General features: G+C 36.3%; 19 protein-coding genes. 13 read left to right on the top strand and 6 right to left on the bottom strand.

What is annotated here, in order from left to right:
- Nucleotides 1-272: 272 nt before the first annotated feature.
- The 4 genes from AAC601_RS13920 to AAC601_RS13935 form a co-directional block, all read right to left on the bottom strand.
- Complete coding sequence (locus AAC601_RS13920; RefSeq protein WP_303271441.1) at nt 273-1,736, bottom strand: glutamate synthase subunit beta; 1,464 nt, start codon at nt 1,734-1,736, stop codon at nt 273-275.
- 1 nt (nt 1,737) lies between these two features.
- Nucleotides 1,738-6,261 (bottom strand): glutamate synthase large subunit, encoded by a 4,524-nt coding sequence (gene gltB / locus AAC601_RS13925; protein ID WP_340153608.1) that lies wholly within the window; start codon nt 6,259-6,261, stop codon nt 1,738-1,740.
- 225 nt (nt 6,262-6,486) lie between these two features.
- Nucleotides 6,487-7,602: a PQQ-dependent sugar dehydrogenase gene (locus AAC601_RS13930; protein ID WP_340153609.1), complete on the bottom strand. Its 1,116-nt coding sequence runs from the start codon at nt 7,600-7,602 to the stop codon at nt 6,487-6,489.
- A 458-nt stretch (nt 7,603-8,060) separates the two neighbouring features.
- A complete protein-coding gene (locus tag AAC601_RS13935) occupies nt 8,061-9,821 on the bottom strand; it encodes a long-chain fatty acid--CoA ligase (protein WP_340153610.1) in 1,761 nt (586 codons plus the stop codon).
- A gap of 186 nt (nt 9,822-10,007) precedes the next feature.
- Here AAC601_RS13935 and AAC601_RS13940 point away from each other — a divergent pair, with 186 nt between their 5' ends.
- On the top strand, nt 10,008-10,331 hold the full coding sequence (locus AAC601_RS13940) for a hypothetical protein (protein ID WP_303271445.1): 324 nt from the start codon (nt 10,008-10,010) through the stop codon (nt 10,329-10,331).
- A 66-nt stretch (nt 10,332-10,397) separates the two neighbouring features.
- Here the strand turns inward: AAC601_RS13940 and AAC601_RS13945 are convergent, their stop codons facing one another.
- A complete protein-coding gene (locus tag AAC601_RS13945) occupies nt 10,398-10,817 on the bottom strand; it encodes a nucleoside-diphosphate kinase (protein ID WP_303271446.1) in 420 nt (139 codons plus the stop codon).
- A gap of 194 nt (nt 10,818-11,011) precedes the next feature.
- On the opposite strand from AAC601_RS13945, the gene AAC601_RS13950 reads away from it, so the two are divergent.
- The 7 genes from AAC601_RS13950 to AAC601_RS13980 all read left to right on the top strand — a co-directional run bounded on the left by AAC601_RS13950 (nt 11,012) and on the right by AAC601_RS13980 (nt 16,407).
- Nucleotides 11,012-12,055, top strand: a complete 1,044-nt coding sequence (locus AAC601_RS13950) for a bifunctional oligoribonuclease/PAP phosphatase NrnA (RefSeq protein WP_340153611.1) — start codon at nt 11,012-11,014, stop codon at nt 12,053-12,055.
- Complete coding sequence (locus tag AAC601_RS13955; protein ID WP_340153612.1) at nt 12,042-12,974, top strand: FKBP-type peptidyl-prolyl cis-trans isomerase; 933 nt, start codon at nt 12,042-12,044, stop codon at nt 12,972-12,974. The genes AAC601_RS13950 and AAC601_RS13955 overlap by 14 nt, the downstream gene beginning before the upstream one ends.
- Before the next feature lies 1 nt (nt 12,975).
- The gene (locus AAC601_RS13960) at nt 12,976-13,515 is read left to right on the top strand and encodes an FKBP-type peptidyl-prolyl cis-trans isomerase (RefSeq protein ID WP_340153613.1); all 540 of its coding nucleotides are present in this window, start codon (nt 12,976-12,978) and stop codon (nt 13,513-13,515) included.
- Nucleotides 13,508-14,035 (top strand): FKBP-type peptidyl-prolyl cis-trans isomerase, encoded by a 528-nt coding sequence (locus tag AAC601_RS13965; protein WP_303271450.1) that lies wholly within the window; start codon nt 13,508-13,510, stop codon nt 14,033-14,035. Before AAC601_RS13960 ends, AAC601_RS13965 begins: the two co-directional genes overlap by 8 nt.
- Nucleotides 14,036-14,054: 19 nt before the next feature.
- Nucleotides 14,055-14,633 carry a non-canonical purine NTP diphosphatase gene (locus AAC601_RS13970; RefSeq protein WP_340153614.1) on the top strand — a complete coding sequence of 193 codons (579 nt, stop codon included), beginning with the start codon at nt 14,055-14,057 and terminating at the stop codon, nt 14,631-14,633.
- A gap of 467 nt (nt 14,634-15,100) precedes the next feature.
- Nucleotides 15,101-15,718: a uridine kinase gene (udk, locus tag AAC601_RS13975; RefSeq protein WP_340153615.1), complete on the top strand. Its 618-nt coding sequence runs from the start codon at nt 15,101-15,103 to the stop codon at nt 15,716-15,718.
- Nucleotides 15,715-16,407, top strand: a complete 693-nt coding sequence (locus tag AAC601_RS13980; RefSeq protein ID WP_303271453.1) for a TrkA family potassium uptake protein — start codon at nt 15,715-15,717, stop codon at nt 16,405-16,407. Before udk ends, AAC601_RS13980 begins: the two co-directional genes overlap by 4 nt.
- Before the next feature lie 603 nt (nt 16,408-17,010).
- Here the strand turns inward: AAC601_RS13980 and AAC601_RS13985 are convergent.
- Nucleotides 17,011-17,388, bottom strand: a complete 378-nt coding sequence (locus AAC601_RS13985) for a helix-turn-helix transcriptional regulator (RefSeq protein WP_340153616.1) — start codon at nt 17,386-17,388, stop codon at nt 17,011-17,013.
- A 116-nt stretch (nt 17,389-17,504) separates the two neighbouring features.
- On the opposite strand from AAC601_RS13985, the gene AAC601_RS13990 reads away from it, so the two are divergent.
- The 5 genes from AAC601_RS13990 to AAC601_RS14010 all read left to right on the top strand — a co-directional run bounded on the left by AAC601_RS13990 (nt 17,505) and on the right by AAC601_RS14010 (nt 22,055).
- Entirely contained in the window at nt 17,505-17,705 is a 201-nt protein-coding gene (locus tag AAC601_RS13990) for a hypothetical protein (RefSeq protein WP_340153617.1), read from the top strand.
- A gap of 217 nt (nt 17,706-17,922) precedes the next feature.
- On the top strand, nt 17,923-18,567 hold the full coding sequence (locus tag AAC601_RS13995; protein ID WP_340153618.1) for a hypothetical protein: 645 nt from the start codon (nt 17,923-17,925) through the stop codon (nt 18,565-18,567).
- Between the two features lie 207 nt (nt 18,568-18,774).
- On the top strand, nt 18,775-19,284 hold the full coding sequence (locus AAC601_RS14000; protein ID WP_340153619.1) for a hypothetical protein: 510 nt from the start codon (nt 18,775-18,777) through the stop codon (nt 19,282-19,284).
- A complete protein-coding gene (locus AAC601_RS14005) occupies nt 19,284-19,763 on the top strand; it encodes a hypothetical protein (RefSeq protein WP_340153620.1) in 480 nt (159 codons plus the stop codon). Before AAC601_RS14000 ends, AAC601_RS14005 begins: the two co-directional genes overlap by 1 nt.
- Nucleotides 19,764-19,910: 147 nt before the next feature.
- Nucleotides 19,911-22,055: a peptidase domain-containing ABC transporter gene (locus AAC601_RS14010; RefSeq protein ID WP_340153621.1), complete on the top strand. Its 2,145-nt coding sequence runs from the start codon at nt 19,911-19,913 to the stop codon at nt 22,053-22,055.
- The last annotated feature ends 166 nt before the right edge of the window (nt 22,056-22,221 follow it).

Consider the following 22,221-nt stretch of genomic DNA (forward strand, 5'->3'; position numbering starts at 1 on the left):
TTATGTTTTTAACTACGAAAAGGACTAAAGGTTTGGATTGGAGATTACCCAATGAAAATAACGGCTGTACAATGAAAGTAGTCCTGAAAGGACAAAATATTATATAACAGGGTGAAGCCCTGTGGTCAAACAGACTTACTCAAAAAGCCCTGAAAGGGCGTAATATTACGCCCTTTCAGGGCTAATGTCTACTCACTTTTATTTGTAGGGCTTCAACTCTACGTTTTGGTGTGTCAGCCCTTCGGGCCTTAATAAATTCTTCCAAAAGGGGCTCAACTCAACTCCGCCACATTGAAGAATGAATCATCTTTAGCAGGCAATTCTGTTTTCCCCATTAAAAATTGATCGACTTCTCTTGCCGCTTCTCTACCTTCCGAAATAGCCCAGACAACCAGAGACTGACCTCGTCTGGCATCTCCTGCCGTAAAGATATTCTCTACATTCGTTTTGTATGCATTGGCTTCTACTGTTCCAGTTTGAGTTTTATTCACTCCCAGACTATCAAGCAAATGATTTTCTGGATGCGTAAATCCTATGGCCAATAGCGCTAATTCACACGGGACATCTCTTTCAGTACCTTGAATCTCTTGCATGTTTTGTCTTCCTGCTTGAGTTACCCATTCAATGTCCACCAAAGTAATATGGGTTAGCTCTCCTTTTTCATTGCCCTTGAACTCTTTGGTTAATACCCCCCATTTTCTTTCACCACCTTCATCATGCGAAGAGGAGGTCCGTAAAGTCATGGGCCATAAGGGCCAAGGATCTGATTCACCTCTATTTTGAGGTGGTTTTGGCATTAATTCCAATTGTAAAACGGAGCTGGCATGTTGTCTGTGTGATGTACCTATGCAATCTGAACCGGTATCACCCCCGCCAATCACTACTACATTTTTGCCTTCTGCTGAAATTTTATTTTCAATAGAATCTCCTGCTACTTCTTTGTTTTGCATGGTCAAGAAATCCATAGCATACTCAATTCCTTTTAATTCCCTTCCCGGAATGGGCAAGTCTCTAGGAACGGTCGAGCCTGTGCAGATCACAATTGAATCAAAATCATCTTTCAGCATGTCCGGATTAATATTTTTACCCACTTCCGCATTTACTTTAAAGCGGACACCTTCTTCATCCATGATATTAATTCTGCGTTCAACATATTGCTTCTCCAGTTTAAAATCCGGAATTCCATAACGTAATAATCCGCCAATTCTGGATTCTCGTTCAAAAACAGTCACCCAATGACCTGCTTTGTTCAATTGATCTGCAGCAGCTAATCCTGCAGGTCCAGAACCAATCACAGCTACCTTTTTCCCTGTTCGGGTCTTAGGAGGATCTGCTTTTATGTAACCTAGTTCATATGCTTTTTCAGCTATCGTTTTTTCAATATGTTCTATAGCCACAGCCGGTTTATTAATGCCCAATACGCAACTTGCTTCGCATGGGGCAGGACAAATTCTTCCTGTAAATTCAGGGAAGTTATTGGTAGAATATAAAATGTCGGCTGCTTCTTCCCAGTTTTCGCGGTAAACCGCATCATTAAACTCAGGAATGATATTGCCCAAAGGGCAACCAGAATGACAAAATGGAATGCCACAATCCATACATCTTGCTGCCTGCTTTTTGGTTTTCACCTCAGGGAAGGGTTGATATATTTCCTTGAAATCTTCAACTCTTTTTTTTGGGGATCTGCTATCGGGCAACTCCCTATCAAATTTTAAAAATCCGTCTTGTTGTCCCATATTATGCTACAATTTTTTCATTCTCTTTTTGTTCCTCGGCCTTTTTAGCCTCTAATATGCGTTTGAAATCATGAGGAATTACCTTGATAAATTTTGGAAGATATTCTGCAAAATTATCCAGTATTCGATCTGCTTTTTGGCTTCCGGTTGCCTGTGCATGGTAGCTTATAAGCGTTTTCAATTCTTCTACATCTTCTTCTGAGGGGCTTTCCAAACCTACCATTGCTTTATTGCAGTTGTCTTCAAATGCTTGTTTTTCATCTAAGATATAAGCAATACCACCGCTCATGCCGGCTGCAAAGTTTTTCCCAGTTTCACCGAGAACAACTACTCTTCCACCAGTCATATATTCACAGGCATGATCTCCAACGCCTTCCACTACAGCGCTAACGCCTGAATTTCTCACCGCAAATCGTTCTCCAGCCATCCCGTTGATGTAAGCATAACCTGAGGTAGCTCCGTAAAAGGCTACATTTCCAATGATAATGTTTTCTGAAGCATCGAAATCGGAATTTTCAGGAGGATAAATAATTAGTTTTCCTCCTGATAGTCCTTTTCCGTAATAGTCATTGGATTCACCTTCTATCTCAAATGTCACTCCATTCGCTAAGAATGCACCAAAACTCTGCCCGGCAGAACCTTCAAATTTGTATCGGATTGTATCTTCAGGAAGTCCTTCTCCTTTATATTTTTTACTGATTTCGTTAGATAAAATAGCGCCAACTGCTCTATTGATATTTCGAATTGGGAAAGTGGCAGTTACGGGCTTCTGGTTTTCCATTGCCTCTTTGGCAGTTTCCAGTAATTTCCAATCCAACACTTCCTCTAATTCATGTTCTTGTTCAATTTGCTTGAAAACCCCCACTTGTTCAGGGATATTTTCCTGATATAGAATTGGGCTTAAATCCAAGTCTTTCAGTTTCCAGAACGGTACATCATTTCTGATTTTAAGCACCTCTGAATGTCCAACCATTTCCTCAATGGTTTTAAAGCCCAGCTGGGCCATGATTTCCCGTAAATCCTCAGTCAGGAATTTGAAGAAATTCACCACATGTTCAGGGTCACCTGTGAACAATTTTCTAAGTTCAGGATTTTGCGTGGCAACACCCACAGGACAGGTATTGGTATGACATTTTCTCATCATGATACAGCCTTCTACTACCAATGCAGCAGTAGAAATCCCCCATTCTTCTGCGCCTAGTAAAGTTGCAATAGCCAAATCTCTCCCCGTTCGCATCTGGCCATCGGTTTGTACTGTTATTCGACTTCTTAAGTTATTTTTCACCAAGGTTTGGTGGGCTTCAGCTAATCCTAATTCCCACGGCAAACCCGCGTGACGGATTGAACTTAAGGGAGATGCACCAGTTCCGCCATCAGCACCCGAGATCAAAACAACATCTGCATTGGCTTTGGAAACACCCGCTGCCACAGTGCCAACTCCGGCTTGAGAAACTAATTTTACATTAATTCTTGCAGCTCGATTGGCATTTTTTAAATCAAAGATGAGTTGTGCTAAATCTTCAATAGAATAAATGTCATGATGTGGAGGAGGTGAAATCAATCCTACTCCTGGTGTGGAATGTCTTACTCTTCCGATCCATTCATCCACTTTGTGTCCAGGTAACTGGCCACCTTCTCCGGGCTTGGCCCCTTGCGCCATTTTAATTTGTAACTCGTCAGCATTTGTCAAGTAGTAACTGGTCACCCCAAATCTACCTGAAGCTACTTGCTTGATAGCAGAGCGTTCCCAATCGCCATTGGATTTAACCTCAAACCGAACTTCATCTTCTCCCCCTTCTCCACTATTACTTTTTGCACCAATTCTATTCATGGCAATAGCTAATGTAGAATGCGCTTCATGGGAAATAGAACCAAAAGACATGGCTCCGGTGGCGAACCTTTTCATGATTTTGTCCGCTGGTTCCACTTCTGATAGAGAAATGGGAACTCGTTTTTTGAAATCAAATAGCCCTCTTAAGGTTAGTGTATCTTTTACTTGATCATTAATTTTAGATGCATATTTTTTATACAATGAGAAATTGGCTGTCTTTGTTGAATGTTGCAATAAATGGATAGTTTCTGGATTGAAAAGGTGTTTTTCACCTCTCAATTTCCATTGGTAGACACCACCGACTTCCAATCCTTTTTTCACATGTTCATTTTGAGGGAAGGCTTGTAAATGTCTCACTAAAACTTCGCGTGCTAGTCCATCAAAATCTATACCTTCAATTCTTGATATAGTACCCGTAAAACATTTTTCAATTACTGTAGAATGCAGGCCTAAAGCTTCAAAAATCTGGGCACTTTGATAAGATTGCAAAGTGCTGATGCCCATTTTGGATAAGATTTTCAATAACCCATAACCAATAGCAGTTTGATAGTTGGCAACAGCTTCTTCTTTACTAATATCCTCACCCAAAAGCTTTTTATCATGTAAATCTTCAATGGATTTGATAGCTAAATATGGATTAATGGCACTTGCCCCGTAACCAATGATGGTAGCAAAATGGTGCGTTTCACGAACATCACCAGCCTCTATGATGAGTCCCGTTTTAGTTCTTAAATTCTTCTTCACTAAATGCTGATGCACAGCTCCTGTTGAGATCAAAGAAGGGATAGCAGCATGATTTACATCTATATTCTTATCAGACAGGATTAGAACCACTTTTCCGTTATTGGCCGCTTCTTCTGCTTTTGCACAAATAGTATTTATTCCTTCCTCTAATCTTCCCGCTTCACCATCAGCTTTGAAAACGCAATCAATAATTTCATACTCAAAACCGATATCTTTTAAATACATGAATTTGGCAATATCCGAATCTAGCAGCACAGGTTGGGAAATATGAACTTGCTTTGCATGAGCAGGGGTTTCCTCTAAAATATTTAGACTCTCTCCCACGCGGGTAAATAAAGACATCACCATTCGTTCTCGAATTGGATCAATTGGCGGATTGCTCACCTGTGCAAAAAGCTGTTTGAAATAATTGGCTATGTGCTGACTTTGCTTACTCAAAATAGCCAAGGGAGTATCGGCACCCATTGACCCAATGGGTTCGGTTGCACGAACTGCCATATCTGCTAAAATTACTTTTAGTTCTTCAGAAGTATATCCATATGCTTTCTGTTTTCTCAAAAGTATATCGCCCGAGATTTTTTCAGTTTTGATTTCAGGAACTGGTAAGTTTCTTAGTTTTACTCTGTGCGCAATTATCCAATCTTGATAGGATTTATTGGATGTAACTCCATATTTAATTTCCTCATCAAATAGTACTTTTTGCTGTTCTATATCTGCCATCAGCATTTTTCCAGGCTGCAGTCTTCCTTTTTGAATCACATCATCTGATGCAACTGCTAAGGCACCTGCTTCTGACGAAACTATCAGTCGGCCGCTTTTGGTAATGCAGAATCTGGAAGGACGTAATCCATTTCTATCTAAGGTCGCTCCTACTTTTTTACCATCAGTAAAGATCAAGGCCGCTGGTCCATCCCAAGGCTCCATGATAGAAGCATGATACTTATAAAAAGCTTTACGATCTTTATCCATCATGCTATTGTCTTGCCATGCTTCCGGAACCAACATCATCAGAACATGCTCTAAAGGTCTTCCGTCCAATACCAACATTTCAACAATACCATCCAAATTTGCAGAATCCGAATGCTCTGGATTGGTAACGGGTAATAATTTTTCTAAATCCTGATCTGTAAAGACTTTGGAATCGAAATTGGCTTCTTTCGATTTCATTTTGGTCACATTTCCTCTTATAGTATTGATTTCTCCGTTGTGAGCTATAAAACGGAAAGGCTGCGCCAGTTTCCAGTTTGGGAAAGTATTGGTCGAGAACCTTGAATGAATAATGGCAAATGCAGATTTGAATCTTTCATCTCTCAAATCATCAAAATACTCTCTTAATTGGTTGGTCCTTAATTGACCTTTATAAATAACGGTATTGGTTGAAAGGCTACACACATAAAATGCTTTATTGTTTCCTTGCACGTTATGACCAATGAAATGGGTACTATAATTTCTTAATACAAACAGCTTTCGCTCCAGTTCAACAGAAGACATTTGGCTTTCTGCTTGGATAAATACCTGCTCGATTAGTGGTTCTACTGGTTTTGCACCTGCTCCCGGTACTTTTTCGTTAACTGGAATTGCTCTGTAGCCCAATATTTTTAATCCTAACTCCTGTGCATGACTATGCAATACAGCTTTACATTCATCTGCAACTTTTGTCATTTTAGGAAAGAAGAATATACCTGTGCCTACGGGCTGATTTTTTTCATATGAAATATTGGCATCTTCGGAGGTCCACTTGATGAAATGCTCATCAATTTGCAACATGATTCCTGCACCATCGCCAGTTTGCTTGTCAGCACCTGTTCCACCGCGATGTTCCATGTTTTCCAACATATCCAAAGCATCTTGAATAAGTTGAAATTCTTTTTTTCCATTAATGTTAACAATTGTGCCTATCCCGCAGGCATCATGTTCAAAAGCCGAATTGTAAAGAGAATTATTGTGCATAAATTTGATTGTCAGTCAATTGTAAAATATAATTTACTGATAAATACTAATCCAAAAAAGTAATAATTGATGGAATTTAGTGTAGATACTTAGTGTCTAATTTACACTAAGCAAATTTTAAATGCAAATTTAGCTTGGAAATAGATTTTTAAAAGTAAACATAAAAAAACAGTCCTATGCATTTTGAGCGAAATAGGACTGTTTTAATGGGGAGCTAAAGAAGAATTATTTTTTTGGCATAAGTTTAATGATTTTCCCTGGTCCTTCTACGGCAACATAAATAAATCCATCGGGACTTTCAGCAACATGTCTTACTCTGCCAATGCCTTCTAATAGTTTCTCTTCCTTCACATAATTTCCTTCCTCATCCAAAACAACTCTATTTAAGTATCTAAATTTGAGTGAGCCCATCAATATGTTGTTTTCCCACTCGGGATAACGTTCACTAGTCACAAAAGTCATCCCGCAAGGAGCTATCGATGGATCCCAATAATGAACGGGTTGCATCATTCCTTCTTTCTTGGTTTCATCTGTAATTATGCTACCATCATAATCTATTCCATAACTAATTTCAGGCCAGCCATAATTTTTGGCTTTTTGCACAATATTTAATTCATCTCCGCCTTTTGGTCCATGTTCATGAGCCCAAAGCTCACCAGTTTCAGGATGAAATTGCATACCTTGAGGGTTTCTGTGTCCATAGCTCCAAATACTTTTTACGGCATCAGGGATCTGAACAAATGGATTATCTTCCGGAACATCTCCGTTTTCATGAAGCCGGTGAACTTTCCCAAATGGGTTACCTACTGATTGCGCATTATCCATTTCTCCTCTTTCACCAATAGTAAAAAATATATAGCCATCTTTAAAATCTATACGGGAACCGAAATGGACACCAGATCGGGTTTTAGGAAATGATTCATATATCAATTCTTTATTGACTAAGTTATTTCCATCTAATTTTGCTCTCATAATGGCAGTGCTTCCACCACCATCGCCTGGCTTAGAGAAACTGAAGTAGATCCAGCCGTTGCTCTCATAGTCCGGATGTACTTGAATGTCTAATAAACCGCCTTGATTATTTGCATAAACTTCAGGAACTCCATTGAGTTTTTTGCCATTATATTTATCACCTTCAATTATTAATATCTCTCCTTTTATTTCAGTAACTAGCATTCTGCCATCGGGTAGCCAAGTCATACCCCAAGGATTATTCAATCCATCTGCAATAGTTATGGTCTCAAATTCAGTAGCAGCCGTTTTCTTTTCCGGTTCAGCCTGACAAGATATGACGACTGACATGCTGAATAATAGTGCAGGTATAAAAATCGATTTTTTCATAGTTAATGATTTTTGGTATGATGTATTATACCGTTTTAAGTGGATAATGTTGGGTGAGGATGGAAGAGTCAGAAAACTTATGTCTTGACACCACATAATATTTCGCTCTTTTAGGGCTGGATTGAATTTAACTTATTTAGCGTAGGGTGAAGCCCTACGCTTCGATATAACATCCCTTCTTTATCAATTAGATGTTTGTCCTACTTGACCAAGCAAGTCATATTGTTGAAACCTGACAGCTATGGGCAAAAGCATAAAATGTAACAAAGTAGCACTAAATATTTCCTGTAAAAAAACAGGATTTTAAACTTCCTCCCACTAATTAAATGGCATTTTACCTTTAAGTCCTGAAAGGATCCAATAATCTAACACAAGATGAAGCCCTGTGCATAAAACCAAAAGCAACCTCTTAGCCCTGAAAGGGCGAAATATATCACTATTCAAAACAGCAGAAATACTTAATCCTTATAAATACTCTCAATTTCTTTTTGATAATTGTTTTCTATTATCTTTCTTTTTAAGCTCAGTTTAGCCGTAAGCTCATGATTTTCGACCGTCCAAGCTTTTGGCATTAGAACCGTTTTTTTGATTTTTTCATATTGAGCAAACTGCTCATTGGCTTTATCTACTTCTTTTTGAAATTTATCTAAAATGATTTGTTGCTTTACCATATCTGTATCGGAGGAATAAGCTATGCCTTTATGATGGCACCACTCCCTCAAGGCTTCAAAATTAGGAACAATCAATGCTCCCGGGAATTTTTGTCCATCGCCAACGACCATGGCCATTTCTATTAGTGTTGATTCTTTGAGTTTGTTCTCTATATATTGTGGCGCAACATATTTTCCACCTGATGTTTTAAACATCTCTTTCTTGCGATCAGTAATTTTGAGGAACTTACCATTGACCATTTCCCCTATATCTCCGGTATGGAACCAGCCATCTTTGTCTATCACCTCATCAGTTTTTTCTGGTTGATTATAATATCCTTTCATGATATTAGGACCCTTTGCCAAAACTTCTCCATCTTCCGCAATTTTTATTTCTACTCCTGGCAGTGCTGGGCCAACGGTTCCAATCAACATATCTTCTTTATTGTATCTATTGAAAGCAATTCCTGGAGAAGTTTCTGTCAAACCATAAGCCTCTAAAACAGGAATTTGTGCGGACCAGAAAATTGTAGCCAACCTTGGCTGTAATGCAGCTCCCCCTGAGGCGATTAGTTTGATGTTTCCACCCACTGCCTCTCTCCATTTGCTGAAAATTAGCTTATTTGCTAATTTAAGTTGAAAGTTATACCAGCCCCCTTGATTTTTATTTCGATCGTATTTATGTCCGAGGTTTAAGGCCCAAAAGAACATGGATTTTTTGATGCCCGAAAGTTCCATTCCTTTAGCCACTATCTTATCATAGATTTTTTCCAGTAGTCTAGGAACAGTGGTGAACATATCCGGCTGAACCTCTTTTAAATTATCCCCAATTTTCTCTAGACTTTCGGCATAATAAACTGCTACACCTCTGTATAAGTAGAAATAAACACTGGTTCTTTCAAATATGTGACAAAGCGGTAGAAAGCTCAAAGATTTTCTGATGCCTTCCACGTTTAAATTTTCGTTGACTGCTTTCGCATTGCTTAACACATTATTGTGGGTCAACATGACGCCTTTTGGATTCCCTGTAGTTCCGGAAGTATATATTAAGGTCACTAGATCTTCCGGTTCAACTGCATCTCTATAAGGTTGTAGATCAGTCTCATCATTTTCACCACTTTCTTTAAGTTCTGTCCAATGCGGTACGCCTGCTAAATTTTCATAGGAATATATGTTTTTAATAAAAGATAACCCTTCCGAAGCCTTTTTCACTTTATCATAAAGCTCCTGATCTTCGGCAAAAACATATTTTAATCCGGAATCTTCAAAGATAAATTTATAGTCTTTTGGTGTTATAGTAGGGTACATGGGCACACTCACGGCCCCAATCTGCTGCAGCGCCAAATCAATAAAATTCCATTCAGGTCTATTGGAAGAGACTATCCCTACTTTATCATTTTTGGCCAAGCCTAACTTTATAAATCCTCTAGAAATGGAATCAACTATGTTGATCACTTCATCAATGCTGTAATTTTTCCATTTCCCTTCATATTTATAAGAAAAGGTGTCATTTAGTGGATTATTAGCTTTTTGGTAGCTTAATAAATCAAACAGTCGAGTAGGTTCCATAGTGAATTGGTATAATTTTTCATTAATATAATTGAAAATAGAGCTATTGCCATGCAGACAAAAGAAAATTTTTACTTTTGGTAAAAGATTGATTGAAACCTTACAGTTAATTAGAAGTTCTCAATAGGTTGTTAGTATAAATTCATATTTATTCAATATATTTGATAACATCAAAATGTAATAACCATGTTAAATCACAAAAAAACCGGTATTATCATTTTAATACTCGCTTCATTTTATGCATTTGATGTTTCGGCCAAGGAGAAAGATGAGAAAAAAGAGAAGGAAAAGGTTGAAGCAGAGCCCGAAAAAAAGAAGTGCGAAAAAACTGATTCTTTAAATGCATTGAAAGAACAAGCAATCGTTAAAGATAGCCTGAGTCAGGATAGAAACAATGCTCCCAGCTCTATGTCATCTATGTCCTACAATATCCTTTTTCAAGTAATTTACAGATATAGCTTCAAAGAAATTTTTGATTCTCCAGCGGCATCGGAGATCGTAACTAATTAAGTAAAAAAAGGCACCCGTTAGCTAACAGATGCCTCCATTCATTTCAGTAGAAAAAAGGTCTATTTCTTAAAACTTTTCGATATCAGCAAAGAAGAAACTTCCTTCGATTTGTGCATTTTCGTCTGAATCAGAACCGTGAACTGCATTTGCTTCAATAGATGAAGCAAATATTTTCCTAATCGTTCCTTCAGCGGCATCAGCAGGATTGGTAGCTCCAATTAATTTTCTGAAATCTTCAACAGCATTCTCTTTTTCCAAAATCATAGCTACTATATTGCCACCAGACATATAAGCAACCAAATCTTTGTAGAAAGGACGCTCCTTATGAACGGCATAAAACTGCCCAGCTCTTTCTTCGCTTAATTTTGTCATTTTCATAGAAACAATTCGGAATCCACCTTCCTCTATCATTTTTGTAATTGCGCCTATGTTGTTCTCACCCACTGCATCGGGCTTGATCATCGTAAATGTTCTGTTTCCAGCCATTGTATTAATTTTATTGAGTTAAATATTTTGAGCTGCAAATTTAAGGGATTAATCTGATATGAAATATTATATTTCCTTAAACTGCACATGAATTCCTGATTTCATCAAACGCTGAGCTATTTAGGCGTTTGTTTTTCATGATTTTCTTATCAACTTTGCAAATCAATTTAATCCCACTAGGGTTAATCTGATTCATGCAGGATATTTTAAAATTAAAGGAGGTCTTAGAAAACCCTCAGAATATTGTAATTACTACTCACCAAAAGCCAGATGCTGATGCATTGGGTAGTAGCTTGGGAATCTATAATTACTTAATTAAAACAGGTCATACTGCTACGGTGATAACACCTACAGATTATCCCAAATTCCTAAATTGGATGAAGGGTAATGACCAAGTTATGGTCTTCAATGAGAATGGGAATGAGGAAAAAGCAAAAAAGCTAGTAGCAGAGGCGGATCTTATTTTTTGCTTAGATTTTTCCAATCTTAATCGGATAAATGAACTTGGGGATGCGGTTAGGGCCTCTAAAGCAGATAAAGTTCTAATAGACCACCATCGTGATCCAGAAGATTTTGCAGAATACGCATATCATGATGTAGATTCAGCTTCAACTGCTCAGTTAATTTTCAAATTAATAAAACTTTTTGGTGATAAGGAGCAAGTGGATAGTGATACTGCGGATTGCTTATATGCGGGGATTATGACTGATACCGGATCTTTTAAACACCCAAATACAACTCAGGAAGTACATGAGATTGTGGCAGAGTTGATAAGCTTAGGAGCAAATAATTCAGAAGTTTCTAGATTGATATACGATACCAACTCCTTGGATCGTTTAAAATTCTTAGGTTTTGCCCTGAGTGAAAGACTTACGGTATTTGAAAATGAACATGCAGCTTATTTCGCTATTTCTATGGAAGATTTGGAGAAATTCAATTCGAAAAACGGAGATACAGAGGGATTAGTAAATTATGCATTATCGGTTGATGGTATTACGATGGCCGCACTTTTTACTGAAACAGAAGATGGAACGAAACTTTCGCTAAGGTCTATTGGTGATTTTGAAGTGAATACCCTAGCTGGAGAATACTTTAAGGGTGGTGGTCATAAAAATGCGGCAGGCGGAAAAGTAAATATGAGCTTGTCTGAGACCGTCAAATTATTCGAAGAAATAATTAAAAAATACGCTAAACAATTAAAAAACAGAGAAAAAATAGAAGTTTATGAACAATTTTAAAAATCTGGCATTCGGATTATTATCACTTATACTTATAGTAGCATGTGATAGTCAAACCCAAGAAAAGACAGAAGATGGTGTAGAATATGTCCTAATTGAGTCAGGAGAAGGCGGAAGTTTTGAAGAAGGCGATTTTGCTATTTTCTCCATCAAAATTGTCGATAGCAAAGATTCAGTGATGATTGATAGTGAAAGAGATGGCGAGTTGCCTGTCCAAATTAATGATTCGATACTCTCAACTAGAGGCCCATTATTCTCTATTTTGAAGGAATTGCAAATAGGAGATAGCATAAAAACTAAGTTGTCTGCAAGTCAGGTATTGACTGAAGGCTTCAGACAGCCCATTTCTCAGGATAAAGACAAAGCTGAGAGATTGACAGTATTTGCGAAAACATTGGAAAAATTAGATACTGCTGGTTTCATGGCGTGGCAGCAGCAAAAAAGAACCGAAGCCATGGAAGAAATGCAGAAAAAGGCCGAGGAGCAAAAAGGAATTGATGATCAATTAATTAAAGACTTCTTGGCACAAAAAAATATTGAAGCTAATAGAACTGAGTCAGGTTTATTCTACATCGTTACCCAAGAAGGTAGTGGTGAACAGCCACAACAAGGTGATTCTGTAAGTGTGAACTATGTTGGCAAATTGATGGACGGAACCGTTTTCGATACTTCATATGAAGAACTTGCACAGGAAGCAGGGGTTTACAACGAAAACCGCACTTATTCACCATTTAGTTTTCCTATTGGTAAAAGGCAAGTGATCGCTGGATGGGATGAAGGACTAATGTTGTTGAACGAAGGTAGTAAAGCCACTTTTTATATTCCATCAGGTTTAGCTTATGGTCAAAGAGGTTCAGGTCGTAGAATTCCACCAAACAGTCCATTGATTTTTGACGTTGAGCTAGTGGAGGTAAAATAATATGAAAAAAATATTGTTATTGATGATGACGGGGCTACTTACAGTCCTGTTTTCATCCTGCGAGGAGGAATGTGAGAATACTTACGGAGAATGTCCAGAAGAACAGTTGGCAGAAGATGTTCTACTTATTGAGGAATATCTTGAGGATAATAATCTAACTGCTGAGAGACTGACCTCATATGACCTATTTTATATTATTGAAGAGCAGGGAGCAGGAGGAGAACCAGAAAACGGGCAGAATATATCAGTAAACTATGTCGGGAAATTTCTAAATGGAAAGGTGTTCGATACCTCTATTGAATCAGTTGCAAAAGATGCAGAGATTTTCAGTGAATCTAGAACTTATGAACCCTTCAGTTTTACATTAGGGCAGCGTCAGGTAATTTTAGGATGGGATGTAGGATTAAAATTGATAAATGAAGGTGGAAAGGCAACTTTGATTTTACCGTCATACTTGGCTTACGGACCACGAGGGAGCGGATCCATTCCCGCCAATGAAGTATTACTTTTTGAAGTTGAATTAGTGAGCATCAATGAATAAATTATCATTTGTAATGATCAAAAATCTATTATCTATCAGCATTTTTACTGTTTTATTTGTTGGTATTTTTTCTTGCCAGTCGGAAGTTCAATGCAATCAAATACCTGAAAATTCAGCAGACCAAACAAGGTTAGAACAACAAATCCAGGAAATAGAGAGTTTTTTAGAATCAGAAGGGATTGAATACCAAACTCATTCTTCAGGAATCAGGTACTCAGTGCTTGAGTCGGGAGAAGGCAATTCTCCAGATTTTTGTTCTGGCGTTTCAGTAGATTACGAGGGCAGGGTACTAGGTGAAGATGAAACTTTTATTTCGGGAATAGGAACAGATTTCTCCTTGAGATCGAATCAAGTGGTAGTAGGTTTTAAGATAGCTATCAGTTTGATGAATAGAAATGCTGATTACAGACTATTTATTCCTGGAGAGCTTCTTATCAATAGAGGTATTAGCAATACAGTTCCTAGTAGTATCCCTGATGGTGAAAACATTGAGTTTCGCGTTAGATTAAATAGTTATTAATAGAGATTAGCGTAATGTTATGAAACTGTGTTTTGCAACTAATAATCCCAATAAGATCAAGGAAGTCTCTCAGCTCTTAGGAGAAAAATTTGAACTGCTAGGACTGAAGGATATAGGATGTAATGAGGAACTAAGAGAAGATCAAAGCACTTTGGAGGGTAACGCTCAACAAAAAGCCGAATACATTTTCGATAACTATAATATCAATTGTTTTGCAGATGATACGGGCCTTGAAGTGGAAGCTTTGAATAGCGAGCCAGGCGTTTTCTCAGCCCGATATGCAGGCCCTCAACGATCAGATCAGGATAATATGTCACTTTTATTAAGTAGGCTGGAAGGCTCGCCCAATAGACGGGCACGATTTCGAACAGTGATTTGTGCCTTTATTAACAATCAAAAACACTTTTTCGAAGGAATTGCAGAAGGAGAAATCGCAAAAAGACACAATGGGGATAAAGGCTTTGGCTATGATCCTATATTTATCCCAAAAGGTTATTCTCAAACATTTGCACAAATGAGCCTTGAGGAAAAGAACAATATTTCCCACCGATCAATTGCAGTCAAAAAGTTAGTCGATTTTTTGAAAACAATTTCATAAAAACAGTATCAGTATAAAACTGTAATTTTAATAATACCGACAGTCAGATAGGCTGTTTTTAATTCAAAATTTGCTTTCTTTTTATATTTTTTGACACCTATAATTGGCCTAATATAGGTTTATGAAAATTTTAAATTGAAAAGTAGTTGAAATTTAAGCCCTCAAATTTCGCCACGAACGAAAAATGTGGGAAGGATGGCAAAACGCTGAGCCAGCGATGGCATGAAGGGTGGAAACTTCGTTTTGCCTAGATTTTTTGCATACTTTTTCAATATTGGAAAAAGTATAAGGCACCAAATGTGCATCTAAATTTATTACTTTGATATTTAACCTACTTATAAACTTTTGAACAAATGATCCTGGAGAAAAAAAAATAAAATTTCCCATCGATCGATAGCAGTCAAAAAATTGGTCGAATTTTTAAAAACAAATTCATAAAAACAGTATAAAACTGTAGTTTTGCATTCATGAACAATCCATTCATTGTAGGCATCACAGGAGGAAGTGCTTCAGGAAAAACTATGTTTCTGAAAAGTTTATTAGACCATTTCCCTAAAGATGAAATCTGCCTCGTTTCTCAAGATAATTATTACAAAGACCGACATTTACAACCTAAAGACGAAAATGGAGTAGAAAACTTTGATACTCCTCAGTCCATTGAGTTTGATGACTACGCCCGAGACATCAAAATGCTGAAAGAGGGAAAACCAGTGAGCCGAAAAGAATATACTTTCAACAATCCGGATGTAGTGCCTAAAATGCTAGAGTTTAAACCATCCAAAATTATAGTAGTGGAGGGTTTATTTGTATTTTACTTTCCGGAGTTGGTGAAGTTATTGGATTTAAAGGTTTTCATAGATGCTAAAGATTACGTAAAGCTCAAAAGAAGAATCATGCGAGATAATTCTGAGCGCGGCTATGATTTGGATGATGTTTTGTATCGATACGAAAAACATGTGGCACCCACCTATGAAAAATATATCGATCCATTCAAATACGATGCCGATATCATCATTCCAAATAACAATAAATTTGATAAAGGTCTGGAAGTTTTAGTATCTTACCTCAAAAATAAGAGTAAATGACCAATCGCTTTGCAGTAATCGGATTAGGACAGTTTGGAGAATCCATCGCACGTACCTTGAGTGACAGTGGTGCGGAAGTACTAGCTATCGACATTGACCTTGATAAAGTAGAGGCGATAAAAGATGATGTCGCCTATGCTGTTGCATTGGATTCCACAGATGTGAAAGCTTTAAAAGCCCAAAATATTCAGGATATGGACGCAATAGTGGTGGCCATAGGTGAAAATTTCGAAGGACTGTTATTGACTACCGTTTTACTGTTGGAATTGGAAGTAGAGCGAATTATTGCAAGAGCCGCCAATTCACAACAGCGCATGATTTTAGAGAAAATGGGAATAGAAGAGATTTTGTCTCCGGAAGAAACCGTGGGTAAAACTGTAGCAGAAATGTTGCTGCATCCCAACATGAAATCCTTCCTTCCATTACCCGATGATTATGAAATTGTGGAGATCAATACGCCTGCCCGGGTTGTGGATCAAACCATTAGCGAAATTGGATTAAGAGAAAAATATAACCTGAACTTGATAACTGTCAAAAGATTGTATGATGAAAAGGTGGACGGTCAATTACAGCAAGTAGAACACATCATAGGCGTACCTAGAGCCGATACTTTTCTTAAAGAAACTGATATTATGATCCTTCTCGGAAAATCGAAGGATGTAAATAAGTTTATTGAGGTGAATAAGTAGTTTCAGGTAACTTAGACCTTTTTCCAAAGAATAGTACTTAGGAAATGATATTTGTTAAAAATTTATCTTTCCACTCCTATTTCCCTTGGTAAAATTTTATTAAGACAGTTTATTGGTTTAAAGAGACTTTCTCATTGTTCAATGGTTTTCTAGAGAGTAATTTTAAGTGTAAGATTGCATAAATGCTCGTTTTATGCTTCTTATTTTTTCCATTGATGAAAAAGTAAGCAAAAAATCTAGGTAAAATGAAGCTACTTCCCACAAATGCCAACGCTGGCTTGTCTGCACAAGCAGGCCAGCCATTTTACCCTCCTCCCCGCTTTTTCGCTTAAGGCGAAATTGGGGGTGTTAGCTATTAATGCATTCATTAAATAAATTTTGTCTTAGTGTACTTTTTTGCATTATTGGAAAAGTGTTAAAGCGACCATTTCCGAGGAACTCGGAAAAGCGGGAGGGAGGAAAGTTTAGCGAGCCAGTGGTTGCATTGAGGACTGAAGCATTAAACTTTCTTGATTTTTTGTTTCTTTTTGATTAAGCAAAAAGAAAGGGAAAAATGATGATAATGCCCACAGATTCTAAATTAATTCATTCGATATTGTAATCTCAAGCAAAAACCTTTTCCAAAGTTCTAAACTTTGGAAAAGTTGGTTGATAAATAATTACCCCCCCCCTATTTGAATACAAATGTTCTTTAATTTCTAGAAGCTCGCGTTTCAATGACTTTATTTCTTTGCAAAGGTGGGATATTTCAGCTTCAGTTTCATCCACATTGTCTTTCCCTGATTGATTTGACTGAATTAGCTCAATGTAATTTATTCTTAATATTTGGCACATTTCTAATAAATCATTTAGCAAAATATCAGACTTGCCATTTTCAATTCTGTTAAATTTACTTTGGCTTATTCCTATTCTATCGGCAATAAATTGTTGGCTAATGCCTTTTTTAAGGCGTATTTTTCTGATATGATCCCCTATGGACATGACTTTTAGGTTTTAGTTTTAATTATTCAAATATAAATAATGTTATTTAAATATGAATAAAACGCAGAAGATTTTTTTAGTTATTTGTGTATGTTTAACTATTAAAACTTATAATTATGAAAAATTTGAGTATTGAAAGAATGGAGCAAATTGAAGGTGGCGATGAATGCGCAGCAGCAATAGCACTTGGAGTTGCTTCTGTTTGGATAGCAGGGGCAAGTTTTGTGCCTGCGTTAGCACCAGTAGGCATCATATGGACAGTAGGAATGATGGCCGCTGCCGCAGCTGGTGTATTACCTGATGAACAATCATGCTAGTAAATGAATTAGGCTGTCTCAAAAGTAGGATAGCCTTATTTATTGCAAAATATTATTTGAAAATAAACTTTTTATAAGTAAAAAAATCTGAGCTATTGTAGAAATTTCAATAGGAAACCTTAGTTATTTTCATTTTTTAATCCTTCTTCAAAATAATGCTTTGTAAAAATTAGAATCTACACTTTTAAATAACCCTATTTTCTTAAATGAAAAACACATGGTAAAAACAGGATTAAGCATAATACTTAGCATAGGATTGATATTTATTTCTTTTGGTCTATTTTGGATTTACACTAATAACAACCAGATTTTGCCATCAGGAATATTATTGTGCTTGCTTACAATTTTACCGCTGACTCATATTTTAATCAATTTCTTTTTGAAGGAGGATTTAATTTATTTAGGTCATTTTGATAATTATATAAAATTTAAAAATGTTCTCTTTTGGACTGTGATTTATTATTTATATCCGATCATGGCTATGTTTTATTTTCTCTTTATTAAGTATGGTCTTGCTTCAATTAATGTTTTTGAGTATATATTTTATAATATATTAGTGCTAAATTTCTTTGTATTTTCTTCTATTTTTAATGGACTCACGTTGTCAAATTGGAGAAAGATGGGAGACTTTTTTAATTATTTAGTATTAGCATTTTTCCTATTTTTACCATCTATTAGATTTTATATCCTGCCTTTAGTAATTAAACCAAGTAAATCTAAATTTAATATAGAATTTATCGATCTGTTTTTGAAAAGCAACCAATCATTCTTTATCGTTCTTTCGACAATTAGCCTCATAATTTTGGTATTTGTTCTTAATTTTTCTTTCAAATATTTAAAAATTTTAAAGCCTAAAGTGTAATCAAAGATTAGCTTTTTGACCTATTAATTTCTTTAAAAAATGATGGTGAAAGCAAACTATAACATTAATAAAATCTGTTCATTAAGAGATAATGTTGGGTTCCATTTTGTACTATTAATTATCATTACTTATACGGTATTATTTACGACAAATAGTTTTCTGATATCCGATAACCACTTGGTCAATTTTTATTCTAGCCATTTGTCAATGGATCGTATATCTGAAATATTATCTTTTCGTAAAAAATGGGGATTTGTAAATTATATAATAGTTCTAGTAACTATGGCCGTTAAACTTATCCTAGTATGTTCTTGGATACTTTGCGGAACTATTATTGCAGGGTATAAAGTGAAATTAGCATCTATTTTTAAAATAGTATTATTAGCAGAGTTTGTGTGGTTGTTGCCCTCGATAATTTTAATTTTTTGGTTTGGTCTTATTAATACTACTTATACCCTCAATGATGTGCAATATTTCGCTCCCCTGTCCTTGCTAAACCTTTTTGATAAAGCTCACTTGGATTCATGGCTCATTTTTCCTTTGAAATCCCTAAATCTTTTTGAGGTGATTTATATTTTAGTACTAGCTTTAGGCATTAAGAAAATCATGAAGAAAGACTATGATTCAGCATTGAAATTTACCTTACCTGTTTATGGTTCCGCTTTAGTGGTTTGGATATTATTTGTCACATTCTTGTCAATTAATTTGGGAACATAATGAAGAAAAAACTTCTTATCATTGTCGGGCTATTAGTGATTGGTCTTTTGTCTTGGATGGGCTATTCAAGTATTCAAAAATTAGATCAGAAAAGTAAATCGGAAGCGATTATTCAAAACCTCAGTTCCTTGACCAATAAGCTGGGATTTGAAGTAGCAGATACTGATCAATCTACTATTTTCATGTATTTCAATAGTGATTGCCATTTTTGCCAATGGGAAATGAAAGAGATTGGGAAGAATAAAGAAAAGTTTCAAAACTATCAGTTGCTGTTGGCCTCTTTTGAACCTATGGAAGAAGCACTTGAATTTCTTCAGCAATACAATCTTACACAGCATTATGTTGAAGTAGATCCTGATTCATTGACTAACACCATTAGGGGCGGTGTACCACAAACTTTCATATATCAAAACGGCTTACTGCAAAAACATTTTAAAGGGGAAGTAAAAATAGAAGCTATTTTAGAAGTTTTGGAATGAAGGGATAATTATGGGTACTGTATTTAACCAAAACCTGTCAGGTTTTGAATAAAAAAATTGTTTCAGTTTTTGAAAGATACTTAGATTTTTAATGCCAGTAAACCTGACAGGTTTCATCACTGAAAGATATTTAAAAGAACCAACCGCATGATTAAAAAACTCAACCAATATTTCGTTCAGCAACACGGTCAATCGGATTGTGGACCCGCTTGTTTGGCTTCCATTATCAAATTTCATGGAGGAGAGCATAGTTTGGATGAAATCAGAAGGATTACGGGGACTACTCAAACAGGTACTAAATTATTAGGGCTATTTCAAGGAGCAAAAGATTTGGGTTTTGAAGTCGAAGGCTTAGAATCTGAATCAGTCGAGAATTTAAAGGAACTGAATTCCCCTGCTATTTTACATGTGATTTTGGAAAATAGGTTGCAGCATTATGTGGTTTTTTATGGTTTTCAAGAAGACCAATTAATAATTAATGATCCGGGCAGAGGAGTAGAAATATGGTCAAAAGAAAAACTAGAAAAAGTATGGCAGTCCAAAGCTTTGCTAAAGCTGACACCCAATGAGAAATTTGAAAAAGTAAAATCCAAAACTAAAAAATATGAAAATCTTCTGAGTTGGGTAAAGGAAGACCTCAATATTTTATTAGCCGCACTTTTCTTAGGTATTTTGATTGCTATTTTTTCATTGGCCACGGCTATTTTTAGCCAAAAGTTGATTGATGTGATTTTGCCTACTAAAGAAGTCAGCAAACTCATCATAGGACTGGTTTTATTTGCTTTGATTTTATTGATTAAGATGGGGTTAAGTTATGTTAGGTCAACATTTTTGATCACACAAAGCAAGGATTTTAACAATAGAATGATAAGGTCTTTTTTTCAATCCCTTTTAAATATTCCCAAACCCTTCTTCGATTCCAAAAAAACAGGGGATATGGTAGCAAGGATGAATGATACAAGACGCATTCAATCTTCTATCAGCAATCTGATTGGTAATCTTTTAATAGAGTTTTTGGTCATTATCATTTCACTGATTGGGGTTTTTGTTTATTCATGGCAAGTAGGGTTAATTGTTTCTATTTTTATACCTCTTTATGGGTTGATCCTATGGCGATTGAATAAACCGATCATTAATGCCCAAAAAGATGTGATGAGTGCTTATGCGTTCAATGAAGGAAATTATATAGATGTGATTACGGGTATAGCAGAAGTAAAGACAACAGGAACTATCAATCTTTTTCATAAGGCTACTACCTTTTTGTATAAAAACTTTCAAGAGCAGATATTGAAATTGGGTAAAATTCAAGTAAAGTTTGGGTTGCTTACAGAGTTGTCGGGGATATTACTCGTAGTAGGGGTAATATCTTTAGCCTCCTTTTTAGTATTGAGAGGAGATTTGTTAATTGGTTCTTTGGTGGCTTTATTATCACTTTCAGGTTCTATAGGCCCTTCTTTAACCAAAATTGCCCTGTTTAATATTCAGTTTCAGGAAGCGAAAGTAGCTTTCAACAGAATGGAAGAGTTTACAGGAATAAAAACGGAGGATACTGGAGAGAAAGAAATAGAGATCAAAAAGATCGATACGTTAGCAATTGAAAACCTGAATTTTCATTATCCTGGTTCATTAAACTTATTGAACCAAATCAACATGAAAGTGGAAAAGGGGAAAATCACTACCCTTTTGGGAGAAAGTGGTGCAGGAAAAAGCACTATCTTTCAATTGGTTCAAAGATTTTATGCACCATCGGAAGGATTCATAAAAATAGACGGGAATTCAATTAATGATTTAGACTTAGAAGGGTATCGAAAATTAATAGGAGTCGTCCCTCAAGACATTAAGATTTTCAATAATTATTTACTTTTCAATATTTGTTTGAGCGATGATCCTGCAGAATTAGAGCATGTAGTGAAATGGTGTAAAGAATTTGGCTTTGATCAATTCTTTGAAAAATTCCCTCAAGGCTATATGACATTGTTGGGGGAAGAAGGAGCTAATATTTCTGGTGGTCAAAAGCAGTTGGTAGGATTAGCCAGGGCACTATATCGCAATCCACAATTATTGTTGATTGACGAAGGTACATCCGCTATGGATAGAAATACAGAACAGTTTATTCTAAATCTATTACAGCAATTGAAAAAGGAGAAGGCTATTTTATTTGTAAGTCACAGAATGAGAGTTGCTGGTTTCTCTGACTACATCTACATATTGGAAAATGGCAGTATTACAAGTCAAGGAGAACCGCAAGCTTTAATAAAAGAAGAGAACTTCTTTAGCGAATCTGTTAATTAGTTGGCCTTTTGAGGTGAATAAGTAGACGACTTTAACATTTTAACGTTTCTGTGGTTCATACTAAACTACTTTTTAACCTAAAGAGACCATGCAGAATTCCACCTTTGTAAAACTTCTACTCCTTATCGTTTCCTTTGGCATCTTTTTGTTCAATTCTACCTACGGT

Source organism: uncultured Marivirga sp. (assembly GCF_963974845.1).
Classification (GTDB): Bacteria; Bacteroidota; Bacteroidia; order Cytophagales; family Cyclobacteriaceae; genus Marivirga; species Marivirga harenae.

What these genes read in the sequence shown, in the direction of transcription:
- AAC601_RS13920 (WP_303271441.1), bottom strand. Translation starts at nt 1,736, where the DNA reads ATGGGACAACAAGACGGATTTTTAAAATTTGATAGGGAGTTGCCCGAT.
- AAC601_RS13980 (WP_303271453.1), top strand. Translation starts at nt 15,715, where the DNA reads ATGACCAATCGCTTTGCAGTAATCGGATTAGGACAGTTTGGAGAATCC.
- AAC601_RS13995 (WP_340153618.1), top strand. Translation starts at nt 17,923, where the DNA reads ATGGTAAAAACAGGATTAAGCATAATACTTAGCATAGGATTGATATTT.
- AAC601_RS13950 (WP_340153611.1), top strand. Translation starts at nt 11,012, where the DNA reads ATGCAGGATATTTTAAAATTAAAGGAGGTCTTAGAAAACCCTCAGAAT.
- gltB (WP_340153608.1), bottom strand. Translation starts at nt 6,261, where the DNA reads ATGCACAATAATTCTCTTTACAATTCGGCTTTTGAACATGATGCCTGC.
- AAC601_RS14000 (WP_340153619.1), top strand. Translation starts at nt 18,775, where the DNA reads ATGGATCGTATATCTGAAATATTATCTTTTCGTAAAAAATGGGGATTT.
- AAC601_RS13990 (WP_340153617.1), top strand. Translation starts at nt 17,505, where the DNA reads ATGAAAAATTTGAGTATTGAAAGAATGGAGCAAATTGAAGGTGGCGAT.
- AAC601_RS13955 (WP_340153612.1), top strand. Translation starts at nt 12,042, where the DNA reads ATGAACAATTTTAAAAATCTGGCATTCGGATTATTATCACTTATACTT.
- AAC601_RS13945 (WP_303271446.1), bottom strand. Translation starts at nt 10,817, where the DNA reads ATGGCTGGAAACAGAACATTTACGATGATCAAGCCCGATGCAGTGGGT.
- AAC601_RS14005 (WP_340153620.1), top strand. Translation starts at nt 19,284, where the DNA reads ATGAAGAAAAAACTTCTTATCATTGTCGGGCTATTAGTGATTGGTCTT.
- udk (WP_340153615.1), top strand. Translation starts at nt 15,101, where the DNA reads ATGAACAATCCATTCATTGTAGGCATCACAGGAGGAAGTGCTTCAGGA.
- AAC601_RS13970 (WP_340153614.1), top strand. Translation starts at nt 14,055, where the DNA reads ATGAAACTGTGTTTTGCAACTAATAATCCCAATAAGATCAAGGAAGTC.
- AAC601_RS13985 (WP_340153616.1), bottom strand. Translation starts at nt 17,388, where the DNA reads ATGTCCATAGGGGATCATATCAGAAAAATACGCCTTAAAAAAGGCATT.
- AAC601_RS13960 (WP_340153613.1), top strand. Translation starts at nt 12,976, where the DNA reads ATGAAAAAAATATTGTTATTGATGATGACGGGGCTACTTACAGTCCTG.
- AAC601_RS13930 (WP_340153609.1), bottom strand. Translation starts at nt 7,602, where the DNA reads ATGAAAAAATCGATTTTTATACCTGCACTATTATTCAGCATGTCAGTC.
- AAC601_RS13935 (WP_340153610.1), bottom strand. Translation starts at nt 9,821, where the DNA reads ATGGAACCTACTCGACTGTTTGATTTATTAAGCTACCAAAAAGCTAAT.
- AAC601_RS13940 (WP_303271445.1), top strand. Translation starts at nt 10,008, where the DNA reads ATGTTAAATCACAAAAAAACCGGTATTATCATTTTAATACTCGCTTCA.
- AAC601_RS14010 (WP_340153621.1), top strand. Translation starts at nt 19,911, where the DNA reads ATGATTAAAAAACTCAACCAATATTTCGTTCAGCAACACGGTCAATCG.
- AAC601_RS13965 (WP_303271450.1), top strand. Translation starts at nt 13,508, where the DNA reads ATGAATAAATTATCATTTGTAATGATCAAAAATCTATTATCTATCAGC.